Annotated in this window: 21 protein-coding genes and 2 pseudogenes; 12 read left to right on the top strand and 11 right to left on the bottom strand. The window is 59.1% G+C overall.

What is annotated here, in order from left to right; genetic code table 11:
• Nucleotides 1-30: 30 nt before the first annotated feature.
• The 8 genes from EAH74_RS17245 to EAH74_RS17205 form a co-directional block, all read right to left on the bottom strand.
• Nucleotides 31-1,032 carry a glycosyl transferase family protein gene (locus tag EAH74_RS17245; RefSeq protein ID WP_140680011.1) on the bottom strand — a complete coding sequence of 334 codons (1,002 nt, stop codon included), beginning with the start codon at nucleotides 1,030-1,032 and terminating at the stop codon, nucleotides 31-33.
• Nucleotides 1,029-1,364, bottom strand: coding sequence for a TusE/DsrC/DsvC family sulfur relay protein (locus tag EAH74_RS17240; RefSeq protein WP_140680010.1), 336 nt, complete (start codon nucleotides 1,362-1,364; stop codon nucleotides 1,029-1,031). Before EAH74_RS17240 ends, EAH74_RS17245 begins: the two co-directional genes overlap by 4 nt.
• Complete coding sequence (gene tusB / locus EAH74_RS17235) at nucleotides 1,361-1,654, bottom strand: sulfurtransferase complex subunit TusB (RefSeq protein WP_123366318.1); 294 nt, start codon at nucleotides 1,652-1,654, stop codon at nucleotides 1,361-1,363. Before tusB ends, EAH74_RS17240 begins: the two co-directional genes overlap by 4 nt.
• Entirely contained in the window at nucleotides 1,654-2,016 is a 363-nt protein-coding gene (gene tusC, locus EAH74_RS17230; RefSeq protein ID WP_111448948.1) for a sulfurtransferase complex subunit TusC, read from the bottom strand. Before tusC ends, tusB begins: the two co-directional genes overlap by 1 nt.
• A 1-nt stretch (nucleotide 2,017) precedes the next feature.
• Nucleotides 2,018-2,410: a sulfurtransferase complex subunit TusD gene (gene tusD, locus EAH74_RS17225; protein WP_140680008.1), complete on the bottom strand. Its 393-nt coding sequence runs from the start codon at nucleotides 2,408-2,410 to the stop codon at nucleotides 2,018-2,020.
• 195 nt (nucleotides 2,411-2,605) lie between these two features.
• The gene (locus EAH74_RS17215; protein WP_140680004.1) at nucleotides 2,606-3,310 is read right to left on the bottom strand and encodes a YoaK family protein; all 705 of its coding nucleotides are present in this window, start codon (nucleotides 3,308-3,310) and stop codon (nucleotides 2,606-2,608) included.
• 35 nt (nucleotides 3,311-3,345) lie between these two features.
• On the bottom strand, nucleotides 3,346-3,675 hold the full coding sequence (locus EAH74_RS17210; RefSeq protein ID WP_140680003.1) for a DUF6388 family protein: 330 nt from the start codon (nucleotides 3,673-3,675) through the stop codon (nucleotides 3,346-3,348).
• 20 nt (nucleotides 3,676-3,695) lie between these two features.
• Nucleotides 3,696-3,944 carry a hypothetical protein gene (locus EAH74_RS17205; RefSeq protein ID WP_008154823.1) on the bottom strand — a complete coding sequence of 83 codons (249 nt, stop codon included), beginning with the start codon at nucleotides 3,942-3,944 and terminating at the stop codon, nucleotides 3,696-3,698.
• Nucleotides 3,945-4,104: 160 nt separating this feature from the next.
• Here EAH74_RS17205 and EAH74_RS17195 point away from each other — a divergent pair, with 160 nt between their 5' ends.
• Complete coding sequence (locus EAH74_RS17195) at nucleotides 4,105-4,455, top strand: hypothetical protein (RefSeq protein ID WP_008154821.1); 351 nt, start codon at nucleotides 4,105-4,107, stop codon at nucleotides 4,453-4,455.
• Between the two features lie 101 nt (nucleotides 4,456-4,556).
• On the opposite strand, the gene EAH74_RS17190 is transcribed toward EAH74_RS17195, so the two are convergent.
• Nucleotides 4,557-4,985 carry a GNAT family N-acetyltransferase gene (locus tag EAH74_RS17190; protein ID WP_140680001.1) on the bottom strand — a complete coding sequence of 143 codons (429 nt, stop codon included), beginning with the start codon at nucleotides 4,983-4,985 and terminating at the stop codon, nucleotides 4,557-4,559.
• A 150-nt stretch (nucleotides 4,986-5,135) separates the two neighbouring features.
• On the opposite strand from EAH74_RS17190, the gene EAH74_RS17185 reads away from it, so the two are divergent.
• Together EAH74_RS17185 and EAH74_RS17180 are read left to right on the top strand one after the other, a co-directional pair.
• On the top strand, nucleotides 5,136-5,573 hold the full coding sequence (locus EAH74_RS17185) for a hemerythrin domain-containing protein (RefSeq protein WP_140679999.1): 438 nt from the start codon (nucleotides 5,136-5,138) through the stop codon (nucleotides 5,571-5,573).
• Nucleotides 5,574-5,634: 61 nt separating this feature from the next.
• Entirely contained in the window at nucleotides 5,635-6,228 is a 594-nt protein-coding gene (locus tag EAH74_RS17180; protein ID WP_140679997.1) for an NUDIX domain-containing protein, read from the top strand.
• A gap of 168 nt (nucleotides 6,229-6,396) precedes the next feature.
• Here the strand turns inward: EAH74_RS17180 and EAH74_RS17175 are convergent, their stop codons facing one another.
• On the bottom strand, nucleotides 6,397-6,912 hold the full coding sequence (locus tag EAH74_RS17175) for a methylated-DNA--[protein]-cysteine S-methyltransferase (protein WP_140679995.1): 516 nt from the start codon (nucleotides 6,910-6,912) through the stop codon (nucleotides 6,397-6,399).
• A gap of 150 nt (nucleotides 6,913-7,062) precedes the next feature.
• Between EAH74_RS17175 and ggt the strand changes: the two genes are divergently transcribed.
• Together ggt and EAH74_RS17165 are read left to right on the top strand one after the other, a co-directional pair.
• On the top strand, nucleotides 7,063-8,790 hold the full coding sequence (gene ggt / locus EAH74_RS17170; protein WP_140679993.1) for a gamma-glutamyltransferase: 1,728 nt from the start codon (nucleotides 7,063-7,065) through the stop codon (nucleotides 8,788-8,790).
• Between the two features lie 69 nt (nucleotides 8,791-8,859).
• Entirely contained in the window at nucleotides 8,860-9,393 is a 534-nt protein-coding gene (locus EAH74_RS17165; protein WP_140679991.1) for a cysteine hydrolase family protein, read from the top strand.
• A 30-nt stretch (nucleotides 9,394-9,423) separates the two neighbouring features.
• Here the strand turns inward: EAH74_RS17165 and EAH74_RS17160 are convergent, their stop codons facing one another.
• Nucleotides 9,424-10,326: a LysR family transcriptional regulator gene (locus tag EAH74_RS17160; protein ID WP_140679989.1), complete on the bottom strand. Its 903-nt coding sequence runs from the start codon at nucleotides 10,324-10,326 to the stop codon at nucleotides 9,424-9,426.
• Between the two features lie 148 nt (nucleotides 10,327-10,474).
• On the opposite strand from EAH74_RS17160, the gene EAH74_RS17155 reads away from it, so the two are divergent.
• From EAH74_RS17155 to EAH74_RS17125, 7 genes and pseudogenes are all read left to right on the top strand, one after another.
• Nucleotides 10,475-11,974 carry a purine-cytosine permease family protein gene (locus tag EAH74_RS17155; RefSeq protein WP_140679987.1) on the top strand — a complete coding sequence of 500 codons (1,500 nt, stop codon included), beginning with the start codon at nucleotides 10,475-10,477 and terminating at the stop codon, nucleotides 11,972-11,974.
• The gene (locus tag EAH74_RS17150) at nucleotides 11,971-12,816 is read left to right on the top strand and encodes a nitrilase family protein (protein ID WP_140679986.1); all 846 of its coding nucleotides are present in this window, start codon (nucleotides 11,971-11,973) and stop codon (nucleotides 12,814-12,816) included. Before EAH74_RS17155 ends, EAH74_RS17150 begins: the two co-directional genes overlap by 4 nt.
• A 93-nt stretch (nucleotides 12,817-12,909) precedes the next feature.
• A pseudogene (locus EAH74_RS33380) lies at nucleotides 12,910-13,053 on the top strand (AAA family ATPase); the annotation flags it as partial.
• 222 nt (nucleotides 13,054-13,275) lie between these two features.
• On the top strand, nucleotides 13,276-14,742 hold the full coding sequence (locus EAH74_RS17140) for an ArnT family glycosyltransferase (RefSeq protein WP_140679984.1): 1,467 nt from the start codon (nucleotides 13,276-13,278) through the stop codon (nucleotides 14,740-14,742).
• Nucleotides 14,742-14,894 (top strand): annotated as a pseudogene (locus tag EAH74_RS17135) (transposase domain-containing protein); the annotation flags it as partial. The gene EAH74_RS17140 and the pseudogene EAH74_RS17135, both read left to right, overlap by 1 nt.
• A 117-nt stretch (nucleotides 14,895-15,011) precedes the next feature.
• Nucleotides 15,012-15,209, top strand: a complete 198-nt coding sequence (locus tag EAH74_RS33890) for a DUF3606 domain-containing protein (RefSeq protein ID WP_430539784.1) — start codon at nucleotides 15,012-15,014, stop codon at nucleotides 15,207-15,209.
• A 770-nt stretch (nucleotides 15,210-15,979) separates the two neighbouring features.
• Nucleotides 15,980-16,675: a tRNA (adenine(22)-N(1))-methyltransferase gene (locus EAH74_RS17125; RefSeq protein WP_345789596.1), complete on the top strand. Its 696-nt coding sequence runs from the start codon at nucleotides 15,980-15,982 to the stop codon at nucleotides 16,673-16,675.
• Nucleotides 16,676-16,694 lie beyond the last annotated feature (19 nt).

Genomic DNA, 16,694 nt, shown 5'->3' with positions numbered 1-16,694 from the left:
AAAGCGCAAAGGTTGGGCGCTTATGATCGGTTAAATCGATTTGTCCCGAGCGTCCCAATATTGCTGGGCGGTTTCGAAGGCGTGTTCGCGGGTTTGGCCGAGGCCGCGCAAGGCCAGGGCTATGGTCGAGATCAACGCCATTTGCGGATAGCTGTCGACTACGTCGCCACGCCACACGGCTTTCAAATGCTCGGGATCGAGGGTGGCTGGTTTGACGTGGCGTTGTGCCGACAACTGTGGCCATTCCTCGTCCCAGCTTTCGCCGCCAGTGGTGCCGTACAAGTGACTGTCGGCGTCCGGGTTGATCTCGATTTCGCCGCCGTCGCCTTTCACCACGATCGCGGTATCGCCGAGCAAGCCGCTGGCATCGCGATGCACAGCCTGGTAACCGGGGTGGAAAATGCTTTGCAGGCCACAGCGAGCACCCAACGGATTGAGAATTCGCGCCAGGGAGTGGATCGGCGAACGCAGACCCAATGTATTACGCAGGTCGATCATTCGTTGCAGCTGCGGTGCCCAATCCACCAGCGGCATGAAGGCCAGACCGCCGTTATCCAGTGCGTCGCCGACCTGCTGCCAGTCGCGGCACAACGGGATCTTCAACTCATCCAACAGTTGCTCGCTATAGAGCCGACCCGCCGTGTGTGCGCCGCCACCATGCATGAAAATGCGCAGACCATTTTGCGCCAGGCATTTGGCCGCCAGCAGATACCACGGAAGATGACGCTTCTTGCCGGCGTAGGTTGGCCAGTCCAGATCCACATTCAACGTCGGTGCCTGTAAACGTTCGCGCAACGCTTCGGTAAAACCCGCCATCTCCTCAGCGCTTTCTTCCTTGTGCCGCAACAGCATCAGGAATGCGCCGAGCTGGGTGTCTTCGACCTTGTGGTCGAGCACCATGCCCATGGCTTCGCGGGCTTCGACCCGGGTCAAGTCACGGGCGCCGCGTTTGCCCTTGCCGAGAATGCGCACGAACTGGGCGAACGGGTGTTCGGGGGGTGTTTCGAGGGTCAGCGCAGGGTAGTCGGTCATAAGCAATTCGTCGGTTTGGGCAGGCCCGCCAGTTTCGCGGCGAGTTTGGCAGGGGTGCCTTTGAACAGTCGGTTCAGGTGCAGGCTGTTGCCCTTTTCCGGGCCCAGCTTCGTTGCGGTGTACTTGATCAGCGGACGGGTGGCCGGCGACAGCTGGAATTCGGCGTAGAAGCTGCGCAGCAGTTCGAGGATTTCCCAGTGTTCGGGGCTCAACTCGATGTCTTCGGCGGCCGCCAGGGCGCTGGCCACCTCGGAGGACCAGTCGCTCAGTTCTACCAGGAAACCGTCCTTGTCCAACTCGATGGCGCGTGCGCCGACCGTCAGGGATTTCATAGCCAACTGTTGACCTTGTCGTAGTGAATCGACAGCTCGACGAAGGCCGGGTAATCGATGGCCTTGGCCGTGTCAGGAATCTCCAGCGCGCGAGCCTGGACGTCTTCGGCCAGTACGAACAGTTTCAGAGTGCGGGCGTTCAGCGCATTGAATGGCGCGGTGCCTGGTTGCAACGCATAAACCGCGTCGCCAGTCAGCAGAAGCGCATCGTCAGCGCCCATCAAGCGCAGGCAACTGGTCAGGCGATCGTCGCCGAACGGGGAATGAGACAACACATGCAAAGTCGACATCAGAGGGTGATCACCTGGTCGTAACGGTCAATAAGTGCGGTGATTTCGTGGGCGGCCAGCACCTGCGCTTCTTCCAGCGACAAGCCAGCCGGGTTCAGACCCCGTTCCGCAACGCTGTCGCCACAGACAAACAGCTCGTCGACACCGAACATCGGCAAGGCTTGCAGGTTGGCGCTCAGGTCCTTCTGCTGAAGGGCCTTGGCATCCTGTTTCGCGGCGAGCTGGAACACCCCGTCATCGAGAAACAGCAGGCCGATCGGCAGATCAAAGGCACCGCCGGCCAGCACGATATCCAGCGCTTCCCGCGCACTCGGTCCGGACCAGGGCGCCTGACGGCTGATAATCAGCAAGGATTTAGCCATCTCACGCGCCTCCGAAACAAATCAGGCGGTCGGCGTCCTGCACCGCGTCATGCAACTGGCCCAGACCAGACAGTTCCCACGGCGCGCCCACCGCAACGGCTTCACGCTGATAGCGCCCGGCTTCTTCTTCGTTCAACACGCCACGACGCAGGGCGGCCGCGATACACACGACACCATCCAGTTGATGCTCGGTGACGAAGTTGCGCCATTGCTTGGGAAAATCCTGCTCATCCTGCGGCGTGACCACGCTGCCGGAGGCGTTGTAGACGCCGTCCTGATAGAAAAACAGCCGGACAATCTCATGCCCACCGGCCAGCGCAGCCTGGGCGAACAGCAAGGCGCGGCGCGAGGAGGGCGCATGGGCGGCGGAAAACAGCGCGATGGCGAACTTCATGACGGACTCGATCAGTAAAACTGCGGCCATGATAATGCTTTATGGCCGGGGCGGCTAAATCGATGTTGTCTGTGCTGGCCCCATCGCGAGCAAGCTCGCTCCCACAAGGGATTTGTGTCGTACACAAAATCGGAATCCACCACAAAACCCCTGTGGGAGCGAGCTTGCTCGCGATGGCGGACTGGCAGGCGCCGCTCAGCGCGGCATATACCCCAACTGCCAGCGCTGCGGGATTTTCAACGACAGCAGCCCGACCAAGCCGGCCAGCAGACCGCTGACAAACAGGGCACTGAGCCCCAAGTGATGTTCCAGCACGGCGCCGAGTATTGCGCCGGCAAACATCCCGGTCCAGGGGATCAACTGAACACGCCAGCCATTGCGACGTTCGCCGAGTATCCAGCGTCCCAGCCCACGGCCGAAGCGCGAAAGGGCGCCGGTGACGTAGGTCAGGCCGACCGGCAGGCCGTTCACTTCTTCCACGGCGGCATTGAGCATGCCCATGGCGATGATCGCCGCCAGCAGCGCTGGCAATTGTTCGTCGTAGGGCCAGGCAGCGGCGCCGCAGAGCAGCGTGGCGATGCACAGCAGCAAGGGCAGCGCCCGACGGCCGCCGAGGCGGCTGACGACAATCCCCAAGGCGTTGCCGACGATGAAGGTGCCGACGAGGATCACCAGGCGCATGGTCAGGCCCAGGTCGCCGTCGCTGATGGCGACGGCGAGGCGGGTGGTGTTGCCGCTCATGAACGAGACGAAATCGCCGCTGGCCATGAAACCGATGGCGTCGGTCATGCCGGCGAGCACGGAGAGGCTGGCCACCAGCGACATGCCGATGCGTCCGCGCCATTTGCGGGTATGCAGGTGGCCAGGACTGGCGCGGTCAGTTGAGAGGGATGGCAACATCAGCGAAGGTCGTCCTCAGGCAGCGACCGAAATGGTCACTTACTCAATCCGTATAACTCGCAGTACTCCAGCCAGTCCATGCCTGCCATCTCGGCCACTTCCTTGTGCACTTCCATGCGCTGCGCCTGATAGTCCTCGGACGTCGCCGCAGTCAGTTGCAGCGTCAGCTCCCAGGCAAACAATCCCAGGCGTTCGGCCTCGGCTTCGAAAGCTTCATGCAAGCGCTCGTCGCGGTACTGCGCCGCGGTTTCGCCCTTGGCCTGAGCCAACAACGGGTTGAGGTTGTCGAGTTCTACGCGCAGCTCAGGGCGCTCATCGAGAAACTTCTTCAGCGCTTGCTCGTGTTGCTGTTCGGTTGCCGCCATGGTCGCTCCTTGAGGCTGGATTACGAAGACTGCTTCTTGCTGGCCTTGGCTGCTGCTGCCAGGCACTCGAGGGCAAACTGCTCGGGATACGTCATTTGAATCGGCGTGGTTTCACCTTTGACGGTTCTTTCGCCGTCGAGGATGTAACGAATCCGCTTGTCGGTGACACCAATTCGCTTGGCAATCCAGGACGGCGTCTGACCGATCTGGCTGATCAGCTTGTCGGCGTATTCAGCGGTCGGTTTGTAATATTCGGCGTTGGGTGTCATGACCTTTCCAGAAAATGAGCCCGGAAAACGGGCGATGCGGTGTTAATGGCGCGACAGGGTGCGCGAATCGTCACTCGGTGTCGCGGTATAAATGAAGTAAAGCAGAACGATACGCCGTGCCGCGGTGATACAGTCCGCTTTTTCTTGATGAGCGAACGCAATGCGAATTCTGATGGTGGCGCTGGCCGTAACGTTGCTGGCGGGATGCGCCGGCTCGGCGATGAACGACGCCCGCACTGGAACCCCGTACAAAACCCTGACGTCGGATAAGCCGGAAAAAGTCGTCGCCCAGTGTGTGCAGTTTTCCTGGCAGGACGAGGCGGTGTTCGGTGTCGATGCTGGTGCGTATTTGCAACCTGGCGAGAAGGGCGGCACCACCGTTTACACGCGCTCGGCGGAGTCTTTTGTGGACGTGAAGACTGACGCTTCCGCCACCGTGCTGAATTACTACGCGCAGCATGACGACTTTGTCGCCAAGCGCCGACTGGCGGCGTTGGCGACCTGCTTGTAAGCAGGGATCAAAAGATCGCAGCCTGCGGCAGCTCCTACACTGGGCAGGTGTACTCCCTGTAGGAGCTGCCGAAGGCTGCGATCTTTTGGCGGCGCCAGGGATTAAATATTTATCAGGCGCTTCTGGAAAAAGAAGCGCGTGTGGCCCGGCGGGTAGTCAGCGATCTGGCCTAACTCGCTGTAGCCGAGCTTCCTGTAGAACTCCGGCGCCTGGAAGTCGAAGGTGTCGAGCCAGATTCCGATGCATTCCTTTTCCCGTGCCAGGTCTTCAGCCATCTGCATCAGCTTCGTGCCCATTCCCTGTCCCCGGGCTTGCTCCGGTACCGACAGCAGGTCGATGTACATCCATTGGTAAAACACTCGACCGTGAAGCCCACCGAGAATCTCGCCGCTTTCGTCACGCACCAGCAAGGCAACGGGCTCCTGAGTCGAGACACCGGCTTTTGCGGCGTTATAGGCGCGCAACGGCAGCAGGATCGCCTGGCGCTCTTCATCCGTGGGGTTTTGCGACCGTTCGATTCGCAGGGTCATCAGCTATTTCCTTATGGCCAGGGTGAAAAACAGTTCCAAGCCTATCGCGGCACCTGGTCATTGTTCCAGCCCTCAGGTGGAACCGTCGTTCGCGCGCAGATGTCTAGCCTAAACAGCGTCATTCCAGAACGCGGCCTATGAGGACCCTCCGTGAATATTTTCGAAGCCTTGCGCGAAAGCCACGACCGCCAACGTACCTACGCCGAGGCACTGATCCAGACCAGCGGCGACACCCCCGAGCGAGTCGAGGCTTACAAGCAACTCAAGTCCGAACTCCAGGCCCACGAAACCGCTGAAGAGCGGCATTTCTACATCCCGCTGATGGAGTTCGATAACGGCGTCGACCTCAGCCGTCATGCCATTTCAGAACATCACGAGATGGATGAAATGATGGAGGAACTGGACGAGACCGAGATGTCCAGCCCTGCCTGGCTGGCGGTCGCGAAGAAGCTTGCCGAGAAGGTCAATCATCACCTGGAGGAGGAAGAGCAGAAGTTCTTCCAGATGGCCGGCAAGCTACTCGACGACAAACAGAAAGAGACGCTGGCGGGCCAGTATGAGAAGGAATACAAGGCGCAACTGTCTTAGCGCCAGGCTTTCGTTTTCGCCTAAGATGTGCGCCTTCTGACGAAAAAAGGGATGCATTGTCATGTCGAACACAGCCGAGCGGGTCAACCTCATCGAGTCTCAGGTGTTGTCCCACGACTGGTACCTGCTCAAGAAAATCACCTTCGATTACCTGCGCAACAACGGCGAATGGCAACGCCAGACCCGCGAGGTCTACGACCGGGGCAACGGCGCGGCGATCCTGCTGTTTAACCGTGACAAGAAGACTGTGGTGCTGACCCGGCAATTCAGATTGCCGGTGTTCGTCAACGGCCACGATGGGTTGCTGATCGAAGTGGCGGCGGGGCTGCTCGAAGGTGCGGCGCCTGAAGAGCGCATCCGCGAAGAAGCCGAGGAAGAAACCGGTTATCGCGTGCACCATGTGCACAAGGTGTTTGAGGCCTACATGAGCCCCGGCTCGGTGACTGAGAAGCTGCACTTCTTCATCGCTGAGTACGATGCCGCTTCCAAGGTCAGTGATGGCGGCGGACTGGAGGAGGAGACCGAGGAACTGGAAGTGCTGGAGTGGAAGTTCGATGACGCGCTCGAGGCGTTTTATCGCGGGGAAATCTGCGATGCGAAGACCATCATGTTGCTGCAGTATGCGGCGATGAAAAACATCTTCACCGCAGCCTAATCAAGGTAGCAGCTGTCGAGCCTGCGAGGCTGCGTCCGGCTGCGCAGCAGTCGCAAAACCATTCACCGCGCTGTTCCGGATAAACCGTGGCGCCTGAGTTTGCGACTGCTTCGCAGCCGAACGCAGCTTCGCAGGCTCGGCAGCTGCTACAGGTCGCGTTACGGCTGATCAGAACAAATCGTCTGTCCTGCCGGCCCCTGACCATTCGCATCCTTCCAGCGTCAGCAGCTGCTCCTTCGCCTCAAGTCCACCGGCAAACCCGGTGAGTTTCCCCGAAGCGCCGATCACCCGATGACACGGCGCAACAATCGAAATCGGGTTCTTGCCATTCGCCGCACCCACCGCCCTCACTGCACTGGGATTGCCGATCTGCCGGGCTATCTCGCTATAACTGCGGGTCTCGCCAAACGGAATGGTCAGCAGTGCTGCCCAGACCTTCTTCTGAAATTCCGTGCCGGCAAACTCCAGATCCAGGTCGAAACGATTGCGCGTGCCCGCAAAGTATTCCCGTAGCTGCTGAGCGGTGCGCATCAGGATCGGATTATCCGGCGCCTCGCGCATCGGCCCAAGCCGCACCCGGTCGGGTTTGTCGTTTTCCCAGAGGATGGCTGCCAGTCGTGAGCCGTTCGCGACCAGCTTCAACTCGCCCACCTTCGATGCGAGGGTGATGAAGGTGTAACTCATGCCGGTGGACTCCGTAAAAGTGCTGAGCAGAGGCCAAGCATACTGCCTCGACGGGGAGGCGCAATACGCAATCCCAGCCATACTTGCCTCTGCTCTTGAAGCCTTCCCTCTGTTTTTGTACAGAGCCTAAAAACAAAAAGAGACCGACTCATGAAGTTCGAACCTTTTGCCAAATCGTTGATTGCGACCTCATTGGCGCTCAGCTGCCTCAGTGCTTACGCGGCCTCCGTGGCGCCGGTCGCGGCCGAAAACGGCATGGTCGTCACCGCCCAGCATCTGGCCAGTCACGTGGGTGTCGATGTGCTCAAGAACGGCGGCAACGCCGTTGATGCCGCGGTAGCGGTCGGTTATGCGCTGGCGGTGGTTTATCCCGCAGCGGGCAACCTGGGCGGCGGCGGTTTCATGACCATTCAGTTGGCGGACGGGCGCAAGACGTTCCTCGACTTCCGTGAAAAAGCACCGCTGGCCGCCACCGCCAACATGTACCTCGACAAGGAGGGCAACGTCGTCCCTGACCTGAGCACCCGTGGCCATCTGGCCGTTGGCGTGCCGGGCACCGTGTCGGGCATGGAGCTGGCGCTGAAGAAATACGGCACCAAACCGCGCAAGGAAGTGATCGCCCCGGCCATCAAGCTCGCCGAAGACGGTTTTGTGCTGGAGCAGGGCGATGTCGAGTTGCTGGAATACGCCACTGACGTGTTCAAGAAGGACATCAAGGATTCCGGTGCGATCTTCCTGAGCAACGGCGAGCCGATGCAAGTCGGTCAGAAACTGGTGCAAAAAGACCTCGGCAAAACCCTGCGGGAAATCTCCGAAAAGGGCGCCGACGGCTTCTATAAAGGCTGGGTGGCGGATGCCATCGTCACCGCCAGCCAGGCCAACAAAGGCATCATCACCCAGGCCGACCTCGACAAATACAAGACCCGCGAACTGGCCCCGATTGAATGCGATTACCGCGGCTACCATGTGGTCTCGGCACCGCCGCCAAGCTCCGGCGGGGTAGTGATTTGCGAGATCATGAACATCCTCGACGGTTACCCGATGAAAGACCTTGGCTACCACTCGGCCCAGGGCATGCACTACCAGATCGAAGCCATGCGCCACGCTTATGTGGACCGCAACAGTTACCTGGGCGACCCGGACTTTGTGAAAAACCCGATCGCCCATTTGCTGGATAAAAACTACGCCACCAAAATCCGCACCGCCATCGACCCGCAAAAGGCCGGTGTGTCCCGCGAGCTCAAACCCGGCGTAGCGCCCCATGAAGGCAGTAACACCACCCATTACTCTATCGTCGATAAATGGGGCAACGCGGTCTCGGTGACCTACACCTTGAACGACTGGTTCGGCGCCGGCGTCATGGCCAGCAAAACCGGGGTCATCCTCAACGACGAAATGGACGATTTCACCTCGAAAATCGGCGTGCCAAACATGTACGGCCTGGTGCAAGGGGAGGCCAACGCCATCGCGCCCGGCAAGGCACCGCTGTCGTCCATGAGCCCGACCATCGTCACCAAGGACGGCAAAGTGGTAATGGTGGTCGGCACCCCCGGCGGCAGTCGCATCATCACCGCAACCTTGTTGACTATGCTCAACGTGATCGACTACGGGATGAACATCCAGGAAGCGGTCGATGCACCGCGTTTCCACCAGCAGTGGTTGCCGGAAGAGACCAACCTTGAGACCTTCACTACCAGCCCCGATACGGTGAAGATGCTCGAAAGCTGGGGGCACAAGTTTGCCGGGCCACAGGACGCCAACCATGTGGCGGCGATTCTGGTCGGTGCACCGTCGCTGGAAGGCAAACCGGTGGGCAAAAACCGCTTCTATGGGGCGAACGATCCACGTCGTAACACTGGGTTGTCGCTCGGTTATTGAGGGTTGTTTTTCAAAGGGGACGGATCTATTTTTCGTCCCCTGATCCACTGACTTTTCAAGGAAGGGACCATGGCTACCGCACTGCTGATCATCGACGTCCAGCGCGCCCTGTGCACTGGCGAGTACGAATGTTTTGAGATCAAGCGCGTTATCGAGAACATCAACGGCCTCAGTGCCAATGCTCGCGAAGCAGGCATCCCGGTCATCCTCATCCAGCACGAAGAAAAGGGCGACCAGCTGCAACACGGTTCCGAAGGCTGGCAACTGGACGAAAGACTGAAGACTTCGCCGCAAGACCTTCGCGTGCGAAAAACCAATCGAGACTCGTTCTACCGGACCCACTTGCAAGCCCAATTGCAGGATTTGGGCACTGACCGCCTAATCATCTGCGGGCTGCAAACCGACTATTGCGTCAACGCCACTGTCCGCCAGGCCCTGAACCTGGGCTATGACGTAGTGCTCGCCGCCGATGCGCATTCCACCGTCGACAACGGCAACCTCGCCGCCGAAGACATCATCACCGAGCACAACGCAGAGCTGGCGCACTTGACGGGGCCCGTGGCGCGGATCGACGTTGTTCCGACCAGCGAAATCCGGATCTGAAACGGGTGAGGGGCGTGCTCCCGTTGACGCTTACACGGCTCCGAAAATGTCGATCAATTCAGTCAAAAAAGCACTCACCAAATCCCGCTGACGCGCCGAATGCCTGACCGCCGCATGAAAGCCCACCTCATAGCGCAACAGCTCAGGATTCAGCGGATGCAACTGCCCCAGTTGTTCATGCTTCGCCGCATAGTGCTGCGGTAGAAACCCCAAATGCTGGCCTGACAGAATGAGCAGGGCGGCGCCGTCCATGCTGTCCGTGAGCACCGTCAGGCGTTCTATCGAAGTGGGCGCCGGCATTTCCGGCAAAGGATGGCTGGGCCATACCCAATCGTAATCGCTGACGTCGTCCCGGGTCAGCTCGCCCACTTGCTCGAACAGCGGATGAGTGGGGGCGCAGTAGGCGATCTGGGTTTCCTGGAACAACGCAAAGTAATCAATGTTGGGCAGGCGGTGCCAGAAATAGCCGATCGCCAGATCGATATGGCCGTTGATGATTTTCTCTTCCAGCAGCGATGACGATAGCTCCGTGAAATGGAAATACAGCCCTTCATGTCGGGACCGTAATCGCGCAATGGCCAAGGCGATTTTCTTGTTGGCAACCGGATCGATTTGACCGAGCAGGCCGATGTTGATGTTGCCCGACACCTTGCGATTGATGTGCTGGACTTCAACCCGGAACCCCTCGGCAGCCGCCAGTAACCGACGGGCCGCCTCGACAAACTGGCTGCCTTTGGGTGTCACCGAGAATCCGCCGCGCCCGCGTTCGCAAAGACGAAACCCCACCAGCGCTTCCAGTGTCGCCAATTGCGCACTGATGGTGGGTTGAGTGGTATTGAGCGCCGTTTGCGCGGCCGAGATCCCGCCCGCCTCAACGACGGTCAGAAATACCCGGATCAAACGCAGATCCAGCTCCGATACAGTGCCCAGCATGCGTGCCCCGCGATATTCACTCACATAGACGTGGATCTATGTAAACAGTGTGCCTGCGATATTTCACAGCCCTGATCAACGCCCTACATTGCAATGAAACCGGCGCTTTGCCCATAAAAACAACAATCACCAGCATAGGAACACTCATATGTCAGGGTCCCCTCAATCTGCGCACGCCATCGAGGCGAGCAGCGGGTTGGCCATCGAAGGCCACTCGATCGATTACATCCCGGAAAACGAACGTCACGCCAAGCTCAGCAGCCAGGGCCCTTTCTGGTTTCTAGGCAACTTCCACTTCTTCACCATCTCCATCGGTTTTGTCGGCCCAAGCCTTGGCTTGTCGGCGCTGTGGACGATGTTGGCCGGTGCGCTGGGCATCATGTTCGGTACTATTTTCATGGCGTTTCATGGCTCGCAAGGTCCGGAAATGGGGCTGCCGCAAATGATCCAGTCGCGTGCGCAGTTTGGTTATCGCGGGGTGATCCTGGCCTTGATGGCGACGATGTTTGTGTTCGTCGGATTCAACGTGGTGAACATCTCGTTGATCATGAACGGCCTTGAACACGTGTTTGGCATCGACCCGACCATCGTTGCCATTGCGGTGGTGCTGATCGGCGCGCTGCTGTCGATTTACGGCCACGACCTGATGCACAAAGCCTTCAAGTGGGCGTTGCTGGCCACGTTGCCGCTGTATGCGCTGGTCACCATCGCCTTGATGTTCGGTGCGGGGCAGGAGGGTGTCACCCAGGCGACCGACCTGGGTTTCAGCTGGATTGCCTTTGCCACACTGTTTGCCATTGGCGCGAGCTACAACATTTCCTATGCGCCTTATGTCTCTGACTATTCCCGTTACCTACCGAAAAACACCAGTCGACCAAAACTGATCGCCGCCGTTTTCATCGGCGCGTCGTTGTCGGGCGGCTGGATGATCGGCCTCGGGGCCTGGCTTGCGCAGCAGTTGAAAGCGGCGGATGCGCTGGTGGCGCTGAATCAGGTGGGCTCTTCGATGATTCCCGGCCTGGGTAATGTGTTGGTGATCGTTTCGGTGGCAGGCTTTCTGCCGATCATCGCGCTCAACACCTACAGCGCCATGCTGACGTTGCTGACGGGTGTGGATTCGATCAAAAAAATCACACCGACACCTCGTGCCCGAGTGATGTCGATCTCCACGATCAGCGTCATTCTGTTGACCTGTGTGCTGTCGATCAAAGGCGATGGCATCGCGCTGTTGAACACATTCCTCGTGCTGCTCCTGTACTTCCTCGTACCGTGGACCGCGGTCAATCTGGTGGACTACTTCTTCGTGCGCAAAGGCCGCTACGCGATCCCTCATTTCTTCACGCCAAAGGGTATTTACGGCGCCTGGCAATTTCGCGGCATCGTCTCTTATCTGATTGGCTTCGCCGCGATGGTGCCGTTCTTCTACATCTTTGATGCGGCGGCCGGCAAAGAGGTGTTCGTCGGGCCGCTGGCGCGGATGCTGGAAGGCGTGGATATCGCCTGGCTGGTTGGCCTGGTGGTCTCGGGCCTGACTTATTACCTCCTCAGCCGTTCGATAGACCTTGAGTACGAACGCCGGATTATCGATTCGATTACTGAGAGTGACATTGTTTCCATGGCTCATCAGTCTGTGGAGGAGGGGCGTTGAACAGCACAAAAAGTACTGTGGTGGCTTGTTGCCAACTGGCGCCGAAAATAGGCGACCTCGCTTACAACCGGAAGCTGACCGAACGGGCGATGCGTTCGGCGGCTTACCAGGGCGCCCAGGTGGTGGTGCTACCTGAACTGGTCCAGAGCGGCTACTTGTTTGCCGACCGCAGCGAAGCCCTGTCCCTGGCGGAAACCGTCGAAGGGCCGACCTTGCTTCTGTGGACGGCGCTGGCCCGGGAATTGAACATCGTCGTGGTGGGTGGATTCTGCGAGCGGTTAGACGGCGATGGACTGGCCAACAGTGCGGCGATGATCGATGCACAAGGCCTGCGCGCCGTGTACCGCAAGGCGCACCTCTGGGATGGCGAGAACGAAATCTTCAGCGCCGGAAACGACGCGCCGCCGGTTGTAGAAACCGTTCATGGACGGATCGGCATGCTGATTTGCTACGACCTGGAATTCCCCGAGTGGGTGCGACTCCCGGCGCTGGCCGGCGCAGACCTGCTGTGCGCACCGGTCAATTGGCCCGATGGGCCACGGCCGCAAACCGAGCGTCCGGCCGAAGTTGTGCGAGTCCAGGCCAACGCCTCGGTCAACCGAATGTTCGTCGCCGCGTGTGATCGGCATGGTCATGAACGTGGGGTCAGTTGGGTGCAAGGCTCGGTGATCGTCGATGCCGATGGCTACCCTGTGGCAGGGCCGGCGGAGCAGGGTGGCGAGCAGATTTTGCTGGCGACGCTGAATCTTGCTGAGGCGCGCAATAAACGAATCAGTGCGCGTAATGATTTGCATCGGGATCGGCGGTCGCAGTTGTATGGGTTGAATCGTTTGGTTGAGTAATGCAGAGCCTCTATCGATAGGCTTTTGCGAACACCCTCACCGGCACCGCAGTATGGCCGATGCAACAACCGTCACTGCCACAGACTTCATTCTCGCCACTTGATATTCCCGGGCTGACTCCACCCACCTGGCGGTCTGTACTGGATGATGAGTATGAGGCGTGGGATGAAGCTCCCATTTAGCATAGACACCGCCTTGACGTCCCCGGCGCAAGCTGTGGCGATGATCACCAAATGATTTTTGTCCAGGCAGTAGTGTCGGCGAAGCCCAAGGTTGCAAGGTGTGATTCGCGTACGCTGACTTTTCTACAGCCTTGGCTACACTTCGTTTTCGTTGGAAACTTGCTGGAACTTACGTGAAGGCGCAATACGTTGTTATTAGTTCACGAAAACACGATGAGCTGACCCGTTGGGCAGACTCACGCATTCTGGTGCATCTTGGGGACGGAGTAAGGCGTGTATGAGTACAGTAGGCGAGGCATTCCTGCCGACGCAAGCCGCGCGGCGCGCGCTGGACTGGCCAACCCTGGGCGTGGTGGTGTTGCTCCTGCTGCTGTTTTACTGGGGACTGGGAAGTTTGCCGTTCCTGAGCGTCAATGAAGCCCGGCGCGCCGTTACGACACGGGAAATGCACGAGGCTGGCCAATGGCTGTTGCCGTACATGAACGGCGAGCTGTACCTGTCCAAACCGCCGCTGTTCTATTGGCTGGCCCTCGTCAGCACCTCACTGCTGGGCAGCCTCTCCGAATGGAGCGTGCGCCTGCCTTCGGCGCTGTTTGCGACGCTGTGTTGTCTGACCTTGTATCGCCAGGCCTGTACATTCGCCGGGCGACAAGTGGCGCTGCTGGCTGTGGTGTTCCTGGCGGCGAATGCCGGGTTCAGCCTGTTTGCCCGCCGGGCAGAAATAGAAATGTCTTTGACTGGCCTGTGTCTGCTGGCGCTGTTTTGTGCATGGCGCTTTCTGTTCGCGCAAGGCAGTCGCAGCTGGGTCTGGCTCAGTTACGGGCTGCTCGGCTGTGCCTTGCTGACCAAGGGGCCGGTCTGCCTGTTGTGGGTGACCGCACCGATACTGGTCTATGCGTTGATCAGCCGTGATCGTCTGGCCCGAGCTTTTCTGTGTGACAGCTGGGGCTGGATGCTTGCGGTGCTGGTCGGGATTTCCTGGTATCTGGCGGTGTCCATGCAGGAGGGCTGGGGCGTCTGGTCGGTCATCCTCAACGAGGACATCGTCAAGAAAATCAATGGCCAGGGGGCAGAAGCCTGGTATGCCTATCTGTTGTATCTGGGTGGGGATTTCTTTCCCTTCTGGCTGATATTACTGGTGCGGCCGCGGCAACTCTGGCACGCCATCCGCCTGAGCCCGCAGCTGACCCTGTTGTTGTGCTGCATTCTGGTGCCACTGCTGCTGTTCTCGCTGTTCACCGAAAAGCACGCCAAGTACCTGTTGCCTATCTACCCGGCCATCGCCCTGCTGTTGGCCTGGCACTGGAGCCAACTGCTGACCCAGGCCCGGCACCCTTGGCAGCGCTGGAGTCTGCGCGTTGTTCCGGCCGTGGTACTGGCGGGATACACGCTGTTCTACTTGGGTCTTGAAGGGCGGGTGTTCGCCCATCGGATCGACGGATTTGCGCAGATAAAGGCCGCCACCGACGCGTACCCAAACTACCCGGCCTATAGCTTGGGAGCTGCGGACATTCGTCTGGCCTATTACATGGGGCGGCCCGTCAGTTCGATCACCGAGTCGCAGGCCAACAGCGTAGCCCGTACGCCGGGCCTGCTGTTTGTCCAGGAACCCCTTTCTGCGGCATTGCAAGCCCTGGCGCCTTGCACTCTGACGCAGATTGAGTCGTACCTGAAACCCAAGCGTTCGGCCCTGCTGCTCGGGCTGGGCTCTTTGTGCGCCAATCAGGGCCAGATCAAGCCTTGAAACTGCGGGCGGCGATCATGAGCTTGATCCAGTCTGCGCGCCTCAACGGGCATGATCCGTATGCTTATTTGAAGGACGTGCTGACGCGTCTGCCGACGCAGCGGGCGAGTGAAATTACAGAACTACTGCCGCTTGTGCGGCACCCGGTTTAGTGCGCAAGCACGAGACCCCAAGGCGCATACCGCTCTTCGCATAATTCACGGGATTTTCACAAAAACCAACGCGGCCTTTCTGAACTGGCTATTCTGGTTTTGCACCCTAAACATGACATGGAGAGTCCGATGGAAAAGCGAAGGCCTATGCGAGGCACCGACGCGATCAGAATCAACATCCAAGACAGCACAGAACTCAAGTATTGGGCTGAAAAATTTGGGGCGTCCAAGGATGAGATCAGATCTGCTGTCAAAGAGGCTGGTGATTCGCTAACCGCAGTCAAGCGACATATCAAACACATGCAACACGCTTAAGCAGACAGGCCCTGCAAATTGCGGGGCTTGTCGTTTCTGTCCCCCCGCCTGTCCATCCATGCACCAGTCCCGCCAGACACAAAGTACGCTTGCGGTCCGTTTTGCTTTGCCTGGACGTGTTTGCCGGACGCTTATGGATCTAGAGCAACAGGCAGCGATCCAAATTGGCCAAATGCGGTCTTCGACGGATTATCAGCGAATGACTGTCGCGCAACTCCTTCCCACTGACTTTTAACTGCTGAACAAGCTGAAAAGACTCCAGGCTGCCCCTATCGCAAAAATGAAAAGAATGAGTACCAGCGTGAGGATTAGCGGCTCGACGCGCATCAAAGTGACTCCTCAGAAGGGCTAGCAATGCGCGCCTGATCTGTGGCGCAGGTGTTTTTCGAGGCAACGGTTGCATGTATAGGGAGTGCCCCAGGAAAGTTGTTTTTCCAGTGGTAACAGCGCTTCAAACTCTCAATTAATGCGCTAGTGAACTCACAGCATTCTCTATGCCAAAAAACTAAACAGCCTATAATTCCCCGCCGGCGAGGCAGCCTGATTCTGTGGCTGGTTCTCCATCAAAAAAGTTGAAACAGGATGCGGGTAATACAGCCCATTCATGGGGGATTTCTCTCAACGTGGGTACGGCAATATTACAGATAGCTTTGGTTGGTATTGGAGGCCGGCTCTGGAACGCTCTGTCCGCTTATCGCCGGGATACGTGCTTGCGCCTTTCGCGACCTGCTGATATCGACCTGATGCGGACACCGAAAAAGGAACTGCAGTTGAACGAACAGACATTGTCCATGCGCCTGGAGCGCGTGGCGGCGCATGTGCCAGCAGGTGCTCGCCTGGCCGATATCGGCTCGGATCATGGCTACCTGCCGGTGGCGTTGATGCGCCGTGGCGCCATCTCGGCGGCGGTGGCCGGCGAGCTGGCATTGACGCCGTTCCGCTCGGCCGAACGCACCGTGCGCGAGAACGACCAAGACCTGCGGATCACCGTGCGCCTGGCCAATGGCCTGGCGGCGATCGAACCGGGTGACGGGATCACGGCGATCAGCATCTGCGGCATGGGCGGCGAGACGATCCGCGACATCCTCGACAGCGGCAAGGCGCGTCTGAGCGGCCAGGAGCGCCTGATTCTGCAGCCTAACGGCGGCGAGCAGCCATTGCGCCAATGGCTGATGGAAAATGGCTACCGCATCCTCTGCGAGGAACTGCTGCGGGAAAATCGCTTCGACTACGAAATCATCGTCGCCGAGCGCGCCGGGCCGGTGATGTACACCGCCGAGGAGCTTTACTTCGGCCCGCTGCAGATGCAGGCACGCAGCCCGGCGTTCCTGATCAAGTGGCAGCGCATACTGCGCGAGAAGCAGAAGACCCTGACTCACTTCGCCCGTGCGCGGCAGGCCGTGCCCGAGGAGAAGGTGCAAGAAATCACCCGGCAGGCTCGGTGGATCACCGAGCTGCTGGCTTGAGCCCGGACCAGGGTTTGTA

Origin of the sequence: Pseudomonas mandelii (assembly GCF_006438925.1) — a bacterium.
GTDB lineage: Bacteria > Pseudomonadota > Gammaproteobacteria > Pseudomonadales > Pseudomonadaceae > Aquipseudomonas > Aquipseudomonas mandelii_C.
This window is presented reverse-complemented; position numbering and strand designations above follow the sequence as displayed.